The organism is Paenibacillus pinisoli, assembly GCF_003605435.1.
Classification (GTDB): domain Bacteria; phylum Bacillota; class Bacilli; order Paenibacillales; family Paenibacillaceae; genus Pristimantibacillus; species Pristimantibacillus pinisoli.
Genome location: NZ_QXQB01000001.1, coordinates 1438559 through 1455362, shown reverse-complemented (window position 1 = coordinate 1455362; position 16804 = coordinate 1438559). Strand labels below are relative to the sequence as shown.

Below are 16804 nucleotides of genomic sequence, written 5' to 3'. Positions count from 1 at the left end.
TGCGCCCTTTGCGGTGCTTTTTTGCGTGCGTTCAGGCGCATTTTGAAAGGCTGTGGTCAACAAATGGAGGGAGGACAAGCATTGAGAAGACATCAGCTCGCTATTGTGGTCAAGGAGAAGGAGTATACGAGAAGAATCGCCGATTATATTCGCGGCAGCTCATTCGGCGATCGCTGGCAGGTATCCGCTTTTACGCACCCTGATGCGTGCAAGCAATTCGTGAAGCAAGGCTACGGCATTGATCTCATAGCGGCGGAGACGGATCTGCTGCGGGAGCTTCAGCCGGAGCTGTCTCATATTCCGGCCATCGCGCTGGTTGCGAGATTAGGAGAGGCGGACGGTCAGTTCGAGCTCCTGCAATTTCAAGCGCTGCCGTTGCTGCTGCAAGGGATTACGGATCAGTTCGAGGGGCTTTGCCGTAAGCCGGTAAAAGGACTTGCTCCGAATACGAACGGCAAGGGAGCGCTGGTGCTGACCGTTCATTCCGCATCAGGCGGCGTGGGCAAGACGACGCTTGCTCTTCATCTGGCAGGTGTGGCAAGCGCCCGCGGACTTCGAATGCTTTATCTTAATTTAGAGAAGTGGAATACTTCCGGGCTTTGGCTGCAGCCGGGAGGAGATGCCGGGTGGGAGGGAGAGGGACTCTCGGAGCTGCTTTATGCCATAAAGTCAGGCTCATCGTCCCATACGTCTTGGCTCGCGCAGCACCGGAAGTTTCACCCGCAGCTGAAGTGCGACTATCTTTACGGTTTCCGCAATCAGGAGGACCGGGCAACGCTGCTTCCTGCGGATGCAGCGGGGATGGTCGATTCGATCGTGAAGAGCGGTTGCTATGACGGGGTTATCGTGGATATGGATGACGGAATGGATGAGCTTCATTATGAATTGCTCATGCGTGCGGACCGGAATTTGTGGATTGTATCGGAGGAACGGTCCGCGCTTGCGAAGCAATCGCAGATGCTGCATTACGGCAGGCAGAAGTACGGCGAGACGTTCGGGAGAATTGCGGCATGTTCAGAGGTCGTATTAAGCGGCATAAATTCGGAGCTTGGGAACCCGCTTCCTGCTGTAGAAGCTGCCCTCGCGCCTATAGCGCTGCCGCTTGTGAGGGAATGGCGCCGCGGAGAGCTTCACCCGGTATGGTCATCCTCATTATATCGCGCTGCGGTTGACCGGCTGTGCGCCTATTTGCTAGGCGAAAGCGAGGAATCCCGTATCCATGCTGTCGGATGAACTGATCTATACGCTTCGCAGCAAGATACGGGATGAGATTGACTTTCGCGACTCTATGTCGGATACGGAATTAATGAGCAAGACGGAAGCGGCCGTATTCGAGTGGTGCGAGCGGAATCCGATGACAGCCAGCGACAAGGTTAAGCTTGTGAGAAGGCTCTACCACTCCTTCAGAGGCATGGATGTCCTGCAGCCGTTAATGGATGATCCTGCCGTAAGCGAGATTATGATTAACAGCCATACGGAGGTATACGTGGAGCGGCATGGCGTCCTGACGTTAATGCCGGGAGCGTTCGAGAGCAGGGAGAGACTGGAGGATCTCGTTCAGTCGGTCGTTGCCGGAGTGAACCGGGTCGTGAATGAGTCATCGCCGATCGTGGATGCCAGGTTAAAGGATGGCTCGCGTGTCCATATTGTCCTGCCTCCGGTAGCTCTGAAGGGACCCTGCATGACCATACGGAAATTCCCGGATAAGCCGATGACGATGGACAAGCTGATCGAGCTTCAATCGTTGTCGGCGGAAGCGGCCCAGTTTCTGCAAGAGCTGGTAGAAGCCAAATACAATATGTTCATCAGCGGCGGTACGGGAACGGGCAAAACGACATTTCTTAATGCGTTGTCCCAGTTCATCCCTTCCGATGAGCGCATCATTACCATCGAGGATTCTGCAGAGCTGCAAATCCGTACGGTCCCCAATCTGGTATCTCTGGAGACCAGGAATGCGAATACGGAAGGGAAAGGGGAGATTTCGATTCGCGATTTAATTCGAGCTTCCCTGCGGATGCGCCCTAACCGGATTGTGGTCGGAGAGGTGCGGGGCGGGGAGGCGCTGGATATGCTGCAAGCGATGAACACGGGGCATGAAGGCTCCATATCTACAGGTCATTCGAATCATTGCCAGGATATGATCAGCCGTCTGGAGACGATGGTTCTAAGTGCGGCAGAGCTGCCCCTTCATGTTATTCGGGGCCAGATTGCATCGGCAATCGACATTATGATCCACTTGTCGCGTTACCGCGACCGGTCCCGGAGAGTTGCCGAAATTTCCGAAATAACAGGGGTCGAGCAAGGAGAAGTCAAGCTTAATCCTTTGTTCCGGTTCCGGGAGGCTGGAGAAAGCCATGGCCGTATGATTGGCGCTCTAGAGCGCGTAGGTGAACTAAGCCGAACGGATAAGCTCCGCATGGCCGGAAAGGAGATCGCGAATGGGCGGAGCGGGTAAGGCGCTTCATGCGCGCAAGAGCAAGGGCTCCCTGAGCCGCCTAACGGAATGGATGGGCTGGGAAGGGATATGGAACTTTTCAGCTGATCCGCTTCGTCTTCCGCGTTATACGGAATATATTCTGTGCCGCAGGGAGCTGATTTTCTCTGTAACGGCAGGCTATGCCGTTTTGTTTGGCGTGACCTATCTTTTCTATCATTCTGTCGCTCTGTCACTCCTTTTGTCATTGTTAGGAGCAGCTGCTCCCAGATGGAGGCGGCGCTCGCTGCTTGAAGCGCGCAGGTATCGCCTGAAGCTGCAGTTCAAGGAAGCTTTGTTCTCATTAACATCTTCGCTTGCGGCTGGGCGTTCTTTGGAAAACGCGTTTCGCGGAGTGCTGGAGGATATGAAGCTGCTTTACTCCGATGAAGGGACGGATATGCTGAAGGAGATCGGTATTCTAATTCACAGGCTGGACAATTTCGAGCCGTTAGAGGGAGCGCTGCGGGATTTAGCTGATAGGGCGCGTATCGATGAAATCACTCAATTTGTTGACGCCTTATCGACTTGCAAGCGCTCAGGAGGCGATCTGCTTGAGGTGATGCGGCGCACGTCGACTATTATTGGCGACAAGCTGACCGTGGAAGGGGATATTAAGATCTTGCTCGCCCAGAAGCGCTTCGAATCTCGCATTATGATGGCTATGCCTTTTGTGTTTCTGGCTTTTCTGGGAACGGCGGCTTCCGACTATATGAAACCGCTGTACAGCGGATTGGGCTGCGTCATTATGACAGTACTGCTGTTATTGCTGCTCGTATGCTTTTGGATCATGGACCGCATCATGCGAATCGATATTTAAGGGTTTGTCAGGAGGTGCCTGCATGGAGCTTATTGGGGCTGTGTTGCTCACATTGGGCTGGGTTTTCCTTATCGGCAGGTCTGCGCTTGGCCGCATCTTGCGATTGCTCAGGCAGAATCAAGGCAAGAGAGGGAATGCCGCGTTAAGCGTTCTATTGATTGAGGAGCCGTTTTTGCGCATATGGGAGAAAGCCTGCCAGTGGGATGCCTTTCAACATATGTTGAACAGTTATCATGCCAAGCTGTTGATTTTGCATGGCCGGACCTGGACGATTGAGCGAACAAAAGCTGCCGCTGCTGGGTCGCTCGGAGCTGGATACGGGGCGCTTGCAGGAAGCTGCTGGCTTTCCTGGATGATGGGTGAACGCTTTGTCTTGTTTGCGGGAGTACTAGCCTTTGCCGCGCTGGCTTTTCGTAACTTTGCCGAAGCCGGGAAGAAGCTGGAACGCCGAAAAAAAGCGATTATTGCAGGCTTGCCGGACCGCATGAGCAAGCTGATGCTGCTGGTAAGCGCAGGAGAGACGGTACAGCGGGCGTTCGTACGTTGTCAGGAAGAGATAGAGAGCCCCAATCATCCTCTGGATAAGGAATGGGCTGCTGCAGTAGCGGCGTTGAACAACGGCCAATCCTTCAGTGTAGTGCTGGAGAGATTCAATCGCAACTGCGCAGTACAGGAAGCCTCGTTATTTACGACGGTTATGCTGCTGAATTATCGGAAAGGCGGCGAGCATTTTGTGCTTGCTGTAAGAGAGCTGTCTTATTCTCTGTGGGAGAAGAGAAAGGGATTGGCCCGCATAAGCGGGGAGGAAGCTTCGTCCAAGCTTGTTTTTCCGCTGGTTGGCGTGATGTTTATTATGATGGTCATTGTAGCCGCGCCAGCAGTGCTGTTGATGTCTTAACTATATTGATTACGGGAGAGGTTGAATATGAGAGCAATAGCAGTGCGCATGAAGGGCTTTTGGCGCAAGGAAGACGGGATTGGCACGCTGGAAATTATTTTGATTATCGCAGTTATCATTGTTATCGCAATTATTTTCAAGGATTGGATCATTGAACTGATAGATTCCTTACTGGGGAAGGCTGACAAGGAAGCCCATCAAATCTTTGAACGCTAAATCCCGCTTCCGCCAGTGGCACAAGGATGAGAAGGGCAGCTTTACGCTTGAGGCTTCGGTTGTTCTTCCGGTTCTGTTTGCTATGGTGCTTGCCTATCTGTTGCTCGGCATATATCTCTACCAGAAAGTCATTATTTTCTATTCGGTCTCTGCGATATCGGAGCGGGCAGCCTTTAGTTGGGACAACAGCCACCGGGATGCCGGAACTGGCATTTTGACGGAGCCTCTGTATGACGGCTTATACCGCCGCTTAGGCTCTGACGGCGCTTTGGCCAGCCTGTTCGGTCTTGCAGGTGACGAAAGCCGCAGAAGCATCTCTATCCCTGAGGAATTTCAGCCCGGCAGAGCTGAGAATGACGACTTAGCCAGACTCAAGCTGGCGAATTCGGCTGCCTGGCTGGAGGCGGCAGGCTTAGGCTATAACGGCACCGTTCAATATAACGGAGAAGGGCTGAGCCGGCATGTGGAAGCCAGTCTCCGCAAGCCGATCCGGCTGTTGCCTTTTGAAAGCAGCTGGATTAGGGGAGAGCCTGACGCGTCGGCCAAGAGCGGAATCGTGGACCCGGCAGAGTTCATTCGGAGCGTCGATCTGGCACGATACTACAGCGCCAAGCTGAAGACGCATTTTATGGGCAAGTCAGCCGCAGAGAGCAGAGCCGGGAATATCTTGAAATCATATGGCAGCAAAGGCAAAGGCGGGGGATGAGGAGGCTTGATTTAAGTCCAATGAAAAAGTTGCTGATTAAGGATAACGGCGTCGTAACCGTTCTATCCGTTATTATTTTGGCTTCGCTGCTGCTCTTTTTCTCTGTGCTGATCGACTACGCCCGTATAGCGGCCTTTCAGTTGAAGACAGAAGACGAGGCTCGCACGGGCATCCGCTCCGTCTTGTCGGCCTATGACCATTCGCTTTATAAGAGGTATGGATTGTTTGGACGCGGAGGAACAGATGGCAACGTGATCTTTGCCGAAGTGCTCGGAGGAAGCGGGGAGAAATATACAGGGCTTGATGCCGGACCGCATTTCGATTTTATTGCCAGCCAGCTAGAGGAGACCCAGGTACATACATCCTTTACGCTAGGGCAGCATGACGTATTCGCCAGACAGGTGCTTGAGGAGATGAAGTATAAAGCCCCGGTAGATTTTACGCTTGAGGTTTTATCGAAATTTACATCGTTGTCGATGGCGCTGAAGGAAAGCTCGGGAGCCGTTCAGACGCTGGAGGATCTCCGAAAGCTGTATGAGAAGCGGGAAGCGCTGCTGGAGGAGGCATTAAGTTTGCAGGAGAAGGCAGTGTCGACTTTATTGGACAGTGAGGCTGTAGAGGCAATTCCGGCTGGTAGCGGAGCCTCGGGCAATTCCGCGGCAACCTCTATTAGCTTGGCGGACCGATATGCCAGTTTCGTCGAGCAAGTTGAGCATGACGCATCGCTGCCCGAGGATGAGGAAGCGTTATATTCCTCTTCCATTGCGTCCTATCGGCAAAGCGTATCCGGGATGCAGGGCAAGCTGCGTACGGGCGGCGGCAAGAGAGTGAAGCATGACAGCCTGCTGTCAGATGCGAGGCACAAGATCGAGCAAGCCATTGCTGTGAATGCCCAGATGGAGCGCATTGTCGAAGAGTCTCAAAAATCGGCGGTTGGCGCCTATGATGAGGTTGCAGGCGCGGATGTAGCCGGCGCAGCCGACTATTCGCTCCCGAATGATACGGTCCGGGACCTGGAGGAGATGAGGAGAAGCGGCGGGAAGCTGCTTCGCTCGCCTGAATGGTTTGCCGGTTATATCGAGGAATTGCAGACGCAAAGCTCACGCGGCTATACGGCTGTAAGCGGGATCGATCAACTGGTCAGCCTTTGGAATACAGCCATGTCATGGCCGCTTTCTTCTTCGCGTCAAAGCTCCTTGCAGATCGGATCATCCAAGGCGGTCACCGTCGTATCCGCCTATGAGAATCATTACGGACCACATGGAACGATCATGAAGCAGCGGCGCGACAGTGTGCTTGACAGTTCAGTCAAGGAGAAGCTGGCCGAGCAAAAGGCGAAAACAAAAACATTATGGCAGCAAGCCAAAAAAATGTTGGGCGGATTGGCGGGCATTTCCGCCTTGCCTGAACACCAGGAAGAATTCGCTAAAGCGAAAGACCGCTACGGGCAAAACTTGCTTTTTAATGGGCATGAGGGAGAGGCAGAAGGCTCTCCCAAAGCGGTACTGCTGGCTTCAGAAGCGGAATATGCAGCCAAGGACTCTTCAGGCTTGATGGACAGTCTCTTCTCGGGCATGTCGGACATGCTGCTGAAAGGCCGCGACTACTTCTATTATGGGGAATATGCTGCGGGCCGCTTCTCTTATTTCCCGCCGCAGCAGCTGCGCAAGCTGCTGGAGAGCGGAGATACGGACGGTCTTGCGCAGATGGCTTCATTTGGCAATCAAGAAATGGAGTATGTGCTCTATGGATTCCATAATCCTATGGGCAACGTGATTGCCGCTTACGGTGAGCTGTTTTCTGTGCGGCTTGCCATCCGTACGATGGAGGGGCTGGTCGCCAGCCGTTCGCTCGGCCATCCGCTGCTTATTCTGTCCGCCGCTATTATATACGGGCTGGAGAAGACGATGGAGGATATGATTTCATTCGCAACGAAAGGAGCCGCGCCTTTATCCAAGTACATTAAGGCTGAACTCTCCTATCTGGATTATTTAAGAATCTTTATGCTGCTCCATGGCGCGGGCAAAGAGAAGCGGCTTGGCCGAATGATAGCGGTGGTGGAGCACAATACCGGACTGACGCTCGCCAAGGTTCCATCGGGCGTGACGGGGGAAGCCAAGGTATCCATGAAGCTGTGGTTTCTCCCGGGTGTGATGGGCATGCTGGGACGGCTTGATTTGCTCCAGGGAAAGGTTGTGGAGGGCCGCTATGAAACGACGCATACCGTGGGTTGGTCCTATTAATTTCTGCGTCATGGGGCTATTCATGCGCAGGTTGCGCGTACAGCGCGGCTCAATCGTGCTGGAAGCCGCGCTGGTCATGCCGTTTATCCTGTTTTTGCTGGTTATTCTTTCGTTTTTTATTTCGATGTGCGCTGCGCAGATGGCGCTTCATATGACGGCTTCGCATAGCGTACGCCAAATCGCCGCTCATATTTATCCGATCGAGCTTGCAAGAGCGCAATTGGATAAGGGCGGTGCTGCAGAGGAGTCCACAGAACGGCGGCCATTGCCAGAGTGGAACGAGACTGCAGCCGAAATAGCCGAATGGCTGCCTGATCCGGCTGGCAAGCTGGTATCGTCCGCATTGCGCGGCGATTGGCGTCCGCTCCAGAATGTAGCGGCTGCTGAGCTTGGACGAGCGGTAATTGAACCCTTTGTAAGGCAATATGCCCATCCCAATCTGCTGCGGGGGGACAGGATTTCATTGGATTATCTGGCGCTGCCGGATTTGAAAGAAAAAGAAGTGCCGTATATCGCCATTGCGCTACGGTACGAATACCCCGTCAGACTGCCGTTCTACAGCAAGCCGATTATTTTGAAGGAGCAAGCGTATGAACGGGTGTGGATCAGCGATGCGGCAGCAGCGACATACGGCATGGAGGGTGAAGATGGAGATACCCTTCCGCTGCATATTGTCTCGATTGAGCCAATTCCGGTTCGGCCTGGCCACAAGGCGACCGTTATGGTGAAGACGGAACCGGGGGCCGTGGTGTCACTGGGCGTGCGTTACAAGAGCGGTGCGAGCAAGGCCAAGCATCTGGGAGAGGCGACTGCGGATGGAAACGGATATGTGACTTGGACTTGGCATGTCTCGGGCAATACGACCCCCGGCATTTGGGAACTGGCTGTAGAAGGAGTCAGCAAGCCAGGAAGTGCAGCCAGACACTTTTCGGTTGAAAAGAAACCGCAATAACCGGATGCTGCCTGCTTGGGTCGGAGGAAGGAGAAGCATGGATACGACGATTGTACTATTGGCTGTGGCCATACAATTAATGATTGCCTTTATTACAGATATTCGGCATCAGACCATATCGAATTGGCTGACCGGCACATCCTTTGCAGTCGGATTGCTTTACCATGGATTGGCTGGAGGGATGGGTGCACAGGGATGGCTCTACTCAGCGGCAGGAGCTGCGGCCGGGTTTCTACCATTGCTGATTCTATATGCCTTCGGAGGAATTGGAGCCGGGGACGTGAAGCTGTTTGGGGCATTAGGAGCTTGGATTGGCGCTGTCATGATTGCGCAGCTCATGATGTATGCGATTCTTTATGCAGGCGCATTTGGTGTGCTGCTGCTCTTATTTAACCGGGCATTCGCCAAGCGGATGGCTGCTCTGTTGAGTATTGCGAATCCAGGCGCTGTTCGAACATTCAGTTGGTTCGATTGGGCTCAATCAGGCAAGAGCTTCCCCTTTATGCTGGCCGTATTGCCGGCTGCGGTTACGGTATGGATGATCGGATAGGTCTGGATCAAGAAAGGAGGACATAAAGATGCGAAGGCTGCGAATGGATTTTGCCATGAACCGGGGACATGAGATGACGATTGACCGAGAGGAAGGGATCAGCAGAAGCGAGCTGGACGGATTGGAGTTGCAGATGCTTCGCTCTCAGCGCATTCCGTACTTGCTCCCGCTGGACTGGTATGAGCTTGATGGAAGCATTACTTTCCGCTATGCATTAACAGGACATAAAATGATGATTCATCGTCTGCAACAGGAGATGCTGACGATGGAGCAGTACTACTCGCTCATTCTTGCATTGACGGATGCTCTGCTTGAATGCAGGGAATATATGCTCAGGCCGGAAGGATGTCTGCTGAACGAGCAGTATATGTTTATGGGCGAGCGATTCGGAGATTTAAAGCTCGTATACGTCCCGTTCAAGGACATTGGAGAGGATCGGCATTGCGGGGAGGCATTGTTGTCGCTTGCCGTTAGATGGACCTCTTATGTAGAACATATAGACGGAACAGGATTAAAGAGAATTTTGCAGCTGCTTCAGCATAACCGAGCTTCTCTGGCAGAGCTGAGGGAAACGCTGCTGGATTTGATCGCCAAGGCATCTCCAGCCATTCATAGAACGGCTGAATATGTTCAGCCGCGCTTGCAAGGAGCAGAGCGGAGCAGGGGCTCAGCGCCGTATGCGCCTCACGCTGTGTCGCAATCATCCAGTGCGCAGCTGAAACAGCATTTTGCAGCAGAAGCGGAGCCTCAAGCGACTCTGTCATTATTTGCTGCACAAGCATCTTCCATGCAGGGGCAAGAATCTTTTTCCGATCAAAAACGAGGATTGAACGAGATTATCCCCTCCCGAATTAGTCAGGAAGAAGAGATATCCTGGTCTGATGAAGAGGAAGAGGATGATGGGCACGATGAAGAGAAAGGGAGATCGAAGTGGGTTGCCGGGGCTGCTTTTTTGCTAGTAACCGCATGTATTTGGCGATTTCTTTATATGGATCACCCAACCCGGCAAAACCTGCTTATCAGCTCGGGACTGACCTTGTTTGCTGTAGCCGGATTTATCATGTTTAGCAAAAGAGGAAGCTCCTTGCTAATGACAAAAAAGGAGCCTTCCGATGCGGAAGAGGATTTCGAACCGCATTCCAGCGTGTTTCCGTCCCGTTTTTCATGGAGCAAGCAGCCTCTTGCCGCAGCCCTGGAACCATTGCCGGCAACCACGGAATCGATGGGAAGCTACTCCGTGCCGGCCCCCCAGCGGGCTGCCGATCCTGCGCCAAGGACGAATCTCCCTGCGACTACACTGATAAGCTCTAATAATGATGATTCTTCATCGCATAAGACGGTTACGCCTGCAACCGGGGCTCAAAGCGCAAGTCTCTCGCGAACATGGAACGGCAAAGAAGATCAAATCGCCTTTGCATCGGATAGCTTTAGAATTGGAAGATCAGGCGACGGGGCTGGCTATGAGGAGCAGACTGAAGGCATCTCCCGCCTCCACTTGGAGATCGAGCGCATCAACGGGGTCTATCATGCGAAGGATTTAGGATCCAGGAACGGAAGCCTGTTAAATGGCAAATTAATGGTCCCTTACAAAGCCTACAAGCTGGAATTCGGAGACCGGATACAGCTTGCGGGCGATAAGGGACCCATATACGAATTGAAAAGGGGATAATTAACGGTTCGCCAGCTGGCGCATGGCGCTGTCGACCGTGGGATAGAGGAAGGAGTAGCCGGTTTGAAGCGCGCGCTTCGGCTTGGCGAGCTGGCCATCCAATAACAGAGTGGACATTTCTCCAAAAATAAGCTTCATCATCGGCGCAGGCACCGGAAACCAATGAGGCCGTCCAAATGCGCGGCCGACGGCTCTGCCGAACTCGTCGTTGGTCACGGGATCCGGAGCGGAACCGTTCACTGGGCCATGAATTTCATCGTTATCCAGACAATGCAAGATCAAGCCGACCATATCTTCGATATGTATCCAGGACAAGCCTTGCTTGCCGCTGCCGACCCTTCCGCCGGCGAATAGCCGGTAGGGAAGGAGCATTAGCGGGAACGCGCCTCCTTGGCGGTCTAGGACGACGCCAATACGAAGCTTCACAAGCCGCTCTGCCGGAATGGCATCTGCCGCTGCCTCCCACTCGCGGACAACCTCGGACAGGAAGTCTGTGACAGCCATCGGGCTGTCTTCATCGAAGACTTCTGTTGCCGAGATGCCGTATGCGGATATGCCGGAGGCATTGATGACAACGGCAGGCTTGCGTTCCAGAGCTTTCAAGAGCTCAGCGACCTGAGCAGCAGCCTGTTGCCTGGAGCGAAGGATTCGATCCTTGGCTGCTGCGTTCCATCTCTGATTGATGCTCTCGCCAGCCAAATTCACGATGGCATCGATGCCTTCCAGCTTGCCGGGATCCCGCTTAAGCTGATCCCAAGTCAGGAATTCCGCCTGCGGCTGAAGGCCAGATGACTTGGCCCCGCCGCCTCGTGTGATGATGAATACCTCATCTCCCCGCATCAGCAGGGCGCTCGTAAGCGCCTGTCCGATAAACCCGCTGCCTCCGGCAATGGCTACCCGCATTCCGCACTCTCCTTAGCAATCAGAAGTTATTGTACTGCTTCGATCTTCGTCAGCCACAGCTGCTTGACGCTCGTGTCGCCATCAACTGTTTTTTCGGTATATTCGAATTTTACCTTGGCATCTGCAGGCAATTCGTCAACGGCATCGCGAAGCTCTTCTGGAATGCGGTAAGCGCCTGCTCCGCTATCCGTCGTGATCTCCAGCGAGTTGGAATCGATAAGGCCTGTATATGTGCCTTCCGCGCTAATTGGCGCAGACTCGGCAGGGTTGCCATTGTTATTGTCGGTTGAGGAATTGTTGTCGTCGTCATTGGACGGAGCGCCTGGCTCCTGTACGCCATTGTTGTCCGGGAGCTGGTCGACTGGGGAACCTGTTTCGTTGTTGTTTGGGCTCCCGCTGCTGCTTGGATTATTGGCATTTGCGCCGCATGCGGACATCGTCAGCATGACAGCGAGCAGCAGCGCTCCTGCAGTTGCGGCTTTCTTGCGTTTCTTGTTTGATAAGTTCATAGTTGAAGCACCTCCTGTATACTAAAACGAAAAAAAGACGCCTGAGGTTGCATAAATATCAGACAGAGCTGCCACACGGCAGCTCTGTCTACTTGTTCAGCAAATGCTGATATGGCGCGTAATCGATCCCTTTTTTGTCCAAAAAGTGGATGAGGCTGCGGTAATCCCGCTTTGGCGTAGCCCTTATGTAGCCTTCGATGCAGTGCTCTCTCGTCACTGTGCTTGCGCCCTTCTCGATAGCGACTTGGCCGATCTTCGCGGCGATCGAATGTTTGGCGATATCGCGGAATGCCTGAGGCACCGGGGAAACGAGTTCATCAAGAAACTGCTTGGATTCATCGCCCCACATGCTGCGGCTGCGTTCGACCCAGTAGTTTTGCCAATCCAGCTTGGACTTGCCGTCCCTCATCGGGAGAACCTTCAGAAACTTGCGGAACATGAAGAAGCCGCCTACCGACATGGCAAGAACCATGACAACGGCCCAGAAAATGATGAAATACATGAACCAATTCGGCGCTGCGCCCATTGTAACTGTCACCTCTATAATGAATTATAGCGTATTCCTAGATTTATTTCGACATTCCTTGTAAAATAAGGTTTGATCAACCGAAAGGGGCGAAAGTAACATGTTGAAAATAGGTTCCCACGTATCATTTTCGGACAAGGGTCTTCAGACCGCTGCGAAGGAAGCCATGACTTACGGCTCCAGCACATTCATGATCTACACCGGGGCACCGCAGAATACACGGCGCAAACCGATAGAATCATTATATATCGAAGAAGGCAAGGCGCTTATGAACAAAGCCGGCATCGAGGAAATCGTTGTTCACGCGCCCTATATCGTTAACCTGGGCTCCTACAAGGAAGATACGTTCGAGCTCGCTGTCAATTTCCTGCAGGAAGAAATTCGCCGTACCGATTATATCGGCGTTCGCAACATCGTCTTGCATCCGGGCGCATATACCGATAAGGATGCGGAATTCGGCATCGCAAGAATTGCGGAAGGCCTGAACGAAGTGCTGGCCGGCACGAGCAATACCAATGTCAACATCGCGCTTGAGACGATGGCGGGCAAAGGCACAGAGATCGGCCGCAGCTTTGAGGAAATCGCCGCAATCATGGACAAAGTGACGTATAACGAGCGTCTTACGGTTTGTATGGATACATGCCACATGCATGACGCGGGATATGATCTTGTGAACGACCTGGACGGCGTGCTTGAAGAGTTCGACCGCATCGTTGGACTGGACCGTGTCGCAGTCGTGCATATCAATGACAGCAAAAATCCAAAAGGAGCGGGCAAAGACCGCCATGCGCCAATCGGTGCGGGATGGCTGGGGCAATCCGCTATTCGAAACGTAGTTCATCATGAAGCGCTGAAGGGCAGACCGTTCGTGCTCGAGACGCCGTGGATCGGCAAAGAGGACAAAACCGTTCGTCCGATGTACGAGGTTGAGATTGCGCTTCTGCGCGGTGAAGTGAGAAATCGCTTCGGTGAAGACTTCCTGGAAGATGTGGAGCGTCTGCATCATTTCTTCGGCAAGCAGGAGATCGATCCGCGTGCATACATCCTAGACGTGTGGACGCTGCTGAAGAACGATGCCAAAGCGAAAAAAGCGGATCCGCGCGAGCCGATGGAGCGTCTGTATGATATGATCATCGCAGAAGGCGCATTGTCCAGAGATCTGGCGGAGGAGCAGGTGAATCAGCGTCTGACGACGTGGTTTGCAGGCAAGGAGTTTTTGAAGGAAGTTTAATTCATCTATGCAGCTACAAAAAACATTATAGAAAAGGAAGATTATCGTATGTCATCTCCATCCAATCAAGTGCAGCGTACGAACGGAGCGCAAGATAAGAGCGGACGCGCGCGCATGCTGATTTCTTGTCCGGACCGTCCCGGCATCGTAGCCGCTGTGTCTCATTTTCTGTATGAGCATGGCGCGAATATTGTGCAATCCGACCAATACACCATGGATCCGGAAGGCGGCATGTTCTTCATTCGTTTCGAGTTCGACCTGAATGACTTGGACAAGGAGCTTCCAGTGCTTGTGGAGGATTTCGCACGCGTGGCTGACCGCTTCGAGATGAAATGGCACACGTTCCGCGCAAGCCGCAAGAAGCGTCTGGCGATTCTGGTATCCAAGGAAGATCATTGTCTGCTGGAGCTGCTGTGGCAATGGCAAGCAGGCGACCTGGATGCCGATATCGCTATGGTCATCAGCAACCATCCGGATATGCGCGGACTTGTCGAGTCGTTCGGCATTCCGTTCCATCATGTGCCGGTTACGCCGGACACGAAGGCGGAAGCAGAGCGCAAGCAGATGGAGCTGGTTGCGGACAAAGCGGATCTGATCGTATTGGCCCGCTATATGCAGATCATTTCACCGAAGTTCATTGAGCATTTCCCGAACCGCATCATCAATATCCATCACTCCTTCCTGCCGGCGTTCGTAGGCGGCAAGCCTTACGCGCAAGCCTACAAGCGCGGAGTGAAAATTATCGGAGCGACCGCTCACTACGTAACCGAGGAACTGGACGGCGGCCCAATCATCGAGCAGGACGTACAGCGCGTCAGCCACCGCGATAATGTCGAGGATCTGAAGCGCATTGGCCGCACGATCGAGCGTGTCGTTCTTGCGCGCGCCGTCAAGTGGCATATTGAGGACCGTGTCCTGGTTCATCAGAACAAGACGGTTGTATTCAATTAATTGCGAGTGATACAATATTCAAAAACTTTTATCCTGATTAACCCCATAGATTAGACAGAATTTAAGCGATGCTTACGATGTAAGTTTTGCTTAACCACACATTTAGGAGGATATAGAAATGACCGTTACTGAGAAATCTATCGACCAACTATCTATCGCTACAATCCGTACGCTTGCAATTGATGCAATCGAGAAGGCTAACTCCGGACATCCGGGCATGCCAATGGGCGCAGCTCCGATGGGCTACCAATTGTTTGCAAAAAATATGAAGCATAACCCGGCTAACCCGACTTGGGTGAACCGCGACCGTTTTGTCCTCTCCGCAGGCCACGGCTCCATGCTGCTATACAGCTTGCTTCACCTCTCCGGCTACGACTTGCCGATGGATGAGCTGAAAAACTTCCGTCAATGGGGCTCCCTGACTCCGGGCCACCCTGAATTCGGCCACACTGCAGGCGTAGACGCAACAACTGGCCCGCTGGGACAAGGCGTAGCGATGGCTGTAGGCATGGCAATGGCAGAAGCGCATCTGGCAGCTGTCTACAACAAAGAAGGCTTCGACATCATCAATCACTTTACCTACTCCATCTGCGGCGACGGCGACCTGATGGAAGGCATCTCGCATGAGGCGGCTTCCATGGCGGGACACTTGCAGCTTGGCAAGCTCGTCGTGCTGTATGATTCCAACGATATCTCCCTGGACGGAGCCCTGAGCCTGTCGTACTCCGAGTCGGTTCAGAAGCGTTTTGAAGGCTATGGCTGGCAAGTGCTTCGCGTAGAGGACGGCAATGATCTGAACGCATTGTCCGCTGCTGTAGCAGAAGCGCAAGCTGAATCGTCCAAGCCGACACTGATCGAAGTGAAGACCATGATCGGTTACGGCAGCCCGAACAAGGGCGGCAAAGGCGGTCATGGCGGTACTCACGGCTCCCCGCTTGGCGCGGAAGAGACGAAGCTGACGAAGCAATTCTACGGCTGGTCCGAAGACCACCAGTTCCATGTGCCGGACGAAGTTCGCGCTCACTTCGCTGAAGTGAAGAGCGCAGGCGAGAAAGCCAATAACGAGTGGAACGCGCTGCTGGCTTCGTACAAAGAAGCTCATCCAGAGCTTGCGAAGCAATTCGAGCTGGCGATCGCAGGCAAGCTTCCAGAAGGCTGGGATGCCGAGCTTCCTGCTTACACAACTGAGGACAAGCCGGTATCGACGCGCGTTGCTTCCGGTAATGCGCTGAACGGACTGGCGAAGCGCGTGCCTAACCTGGCAGGCGGTTCCGCTGACCTTGAGAGCTCCACAATGACTCACCTTAAAGGCCTTGAGCAGTTCAAACCAGGCAGCTACGACGGCCGCAATATCTACTACGGCGTTCGTGAGTTCGGCATGGCTGCGGCAATGAACGGCATTAGCTTGCATGGCGGCATCAAAGTATTCGGCGGCACGTTCTTCGTATTCACCGACTACCTGCGTCCGGCTATCCGTCTGGCGTCCCTGATGAACCAGCCGGTAACTTACGTGCTTACGCATGACAGTATCGCTGTCGGCGAAGACGGCCCAACGCATGAGCCGATCGAGCAGCTTGCTTCGATCCGCATCATTCCAGGCCTTACTGTTATCCGTCCTGCTGATGCCAACGAGACATCCGCGGCATGGGCATATGCAACTGAGAACCAATCGAATCCGGTTGCGCTGGTGCTGACTCGCCAAAACCTGCCGATTCTTGAAGGTACGGTAAACGGCGTTCGCGAGAACTTGCGCAAAGGCGCTTATGTCGTATCCGAAGCGGCAGACGGCAAGCCTCAAGCACAGCTTCTGGCAACGGGCTCCGAGGTTCAACTGGCTGTAGCCGCTCAAAAAGCGCTTGCTGAAGAAGGCATTCAAGTTCGCGTCGTCAGCATGCCGAGCTGGGATCTGTTCGAGAAGCAGCCGAAGGAATACCGCGACTCCGTGATTCTGCCGGACGTGAAAGCTCGTCTAGCTATCGAGATGGCTCATCCGTTCGGATGGGAGCGCTACACAGGCGACCAAGGCGATATCCTCGCTATCGACCGCTTCGGCGCATCCGCTCCTGGCGACCGCGTAATCAAGGAATACGGTTTTACGGTCGAGAACGTCGTAAGCAAAGTCAAAGCTTTGCTGTAATCCGCGGCTGACTTGGATCT

At 53.5% G+C, this 16804-nt stretch carries 16 protein-coding genes; 13 read left to right on the top strand and 3 right to left on the bottom strand.

The window, feature by feature from the left end; all coding sequences use genetic code 11:
• Positions 1-81: 81 nt before the first annotated feature.
• The 10 genes from D3P09_RS06830 to D3P09_RS06785 are packed head-to-tail and all read left to right on the top strand — an operon-like array spanning position 82 to position 10527.
• Entirely contained in the window at positions 82-1233 is a 1152-nt protein-coding gene (locus D3P09_RS06830) for a P-loop NTPase family protein (protein ID WP_120108241.1), read from the top strand.
• Positions 1220-2455 (top strand): TadA family conjugal transfer-associated ATPase, encoded by a 1236-nt coding sequence (locus D3P09_RS06825; RefSeq protein WP_424452084.1) that lies wholly within the window; start codon positions 1220-1222, stop codon positions 2453-2455. Before D3P09_RS06830 ends, D3P09_RS06825 begins: the two co-directional genes overlap by 14 nt.
• Positions 2439-3293, top strand: coding sequence for a type II secretion system F family protein (locus D3P09_RS06820; RefSeq protein ID WP_243643925.1), 855 nt, complete (start codon positions 2439-2441; stop codon positions 3291-3293). The genes D3P09_RS06825 and D3P09_RS06820 overlap by 17 nt, the downstream gene beginning before the upstream one ends.
• Positions 3294-3315: 22 nt before the next feature.
• A complete protein-coding gene (locus D3P09_RS06815) occupies positions 3316-4191 on the top strand; it encodes a type II secretion system F family protein (protein WP_120108239.1) in 876 nt (291 codons plus the stop codon).
• Positions 4192-4218: 27 nt separating this feature from the next.
• Positions 4219-4407, top strand: coding sequence for a Flp1 family type IVb pilin (locus D3P09_RS06810; protein ID WP_120108238.1), 189 nt, complete (start codon positions 4219-4221; stop codon positions 4405-4407).
• Complete coding sequence (locus D3P09_RS06805; RefSeq protein ID WP_120108236.1) at positions 4397-5113, top strand: TadE/TadG family type IV pilus assembly protein; 717 nt, start codon at positions 4397-4399, stop codon at positions 5111-5113. The genes D3P09_RS06810 and D3P09_RS06805 overlap by 11 nt, the downstream gene beginning before the upstream one ends.
• 20 nt (positions 5114-5133) lie before the next feature.
• The gene (locus D3P09_RS06800; protein WP_120108235.1) at positions 5134-7356 is read left to right on the top strand and encodes a hypothetical protein; all 2223 of its coding nucleotides are present in this window, start codon (positions 5134-5136) and stop codon (positions 7354-7356) included.
• Positions 7322-8308 carry a TadE/TadG family type IV pilus assembly protein gene (locus D3P09_RS06795; RefSeq protein WP_133304976.1) on the top strand — a complete coding sequence of 329 codons (987 nt, stop codon included), beginning with the start codon at positions 7322-7324 and terminating at the stop codon, positions 8306-8308. The genes D3P09_RS06800 and D3P09_RS06795 overlap by 35 nt, the downstream gene beginning before the upstream one ends.
• A gap of 37 nt (positions 8309-8345) precedes the next feature.
• A complete protein-coding gene (locus D3P09_RS06790) occupies positions 8346-8858 on the top strand; it encodes an A24 family peptidase (RefSeq protein ID WP_165867331.1) in 513 nt (170 codons plus the stop codon).
• A 28-nt stretch (positions 8859-8886) separates the two neighbouring features.
• Positions 8887-10527: a DUF6382 domain-containing protein gene (locus D3P09_RS06785; RefSeq protein ID WP_120108230.1), complete on the top strand. Its 1641-nt coding sequence runs from the start codon at positions 8887-8889 to the stop codon at positions 10525-10527.
• Here the strand turns inward: D3P09_RS06785 and D3P09_RS06780 are convergent, their stop codons facing one another.
• From D3P09_RS06780 to D3P09_RS06770, 3 genes are all read right to left on the bottom strand, one after another.
• The gene (locus D3P09_RS06780; RefSeq protein WP_120108229.1) at positions 10528-11430 is read right to left on the bottom strand and encodes a TIGR01777 family oxidoreductase; all 903 of its coding nucleotides are present in this window, start codon (positions 11428-11430) and stop codon (positions 10528-10530) included. It abuts the gene before it with no gap.
• Positions 11431-11456: 26 nt separating this feature from the next.
• The gene (locus D3P09_RS06775; protein WP_120108227.1) at positions 11457-11939 is read right to left on the bottom strand and encodes a hypothetical protein; all 483 of its coding nucleotides are present in this window, start codon (positions 11937-11939) and stop codon (positions 11457-11459) included.
• Positions 11940-12027: 88 nt separating this feature from the next.
• Positions 12028-12465 carry a DUF2621 domain-containing protein gene (locus tag D3P09_RS06770; RefSeq protein ID WP_120108225.1) on the bottom strand — a complete coding sequence of 146 codons (438 nt, stop codon included), beginning with the start codon at positions 12463-12465 and terminating at the stop codon, positions 12028-12030.
• Positions 12466-12565: 100 nt separating this feature from the next.
• Here D3P09_RS06770 and D3P09_RS06765 point away from each other — a divergent pair, with 100 nt between their 5' ends.
• From D3P09_RS06765 to tkt, 3 genes are all read left to right on the top strand, one after another.
• Entirely contained in the window at positions 12566-13696 is a 1131-nt protein-coding gene (locus tag D3P09_RS06765) for a deoxyribonuclease IV (RefSeq protein ID WP_120108223.1), read from the top strand.
• Between the two features lie 48 nt (positions 13697-13744).
• A complete protein-coding gene (purU, locus tag D3P09_RS06760) occupies positions 13745-14647 on the top strand; it encodes a formyltetrahydrofolate deformylase (protein WP_120108221.1) in 903 nt (300 codons plus the stop codon).
• A gap of 118 nt (positions 14648-14765) precedes the next feature.
• Positions 14766-16784: a transketolase gene (tkt, locus tag D3P09_RS06755; protein ID WP_120108219.1), complete on the top strand. Its 2019-nt coding sequence runs from the start codon at positions 14766-14768 to the stop codon at positions 16782-16784.
• The last annotated feature ends 20 nt before the right edge of the window (positions 16785-16804 follow it).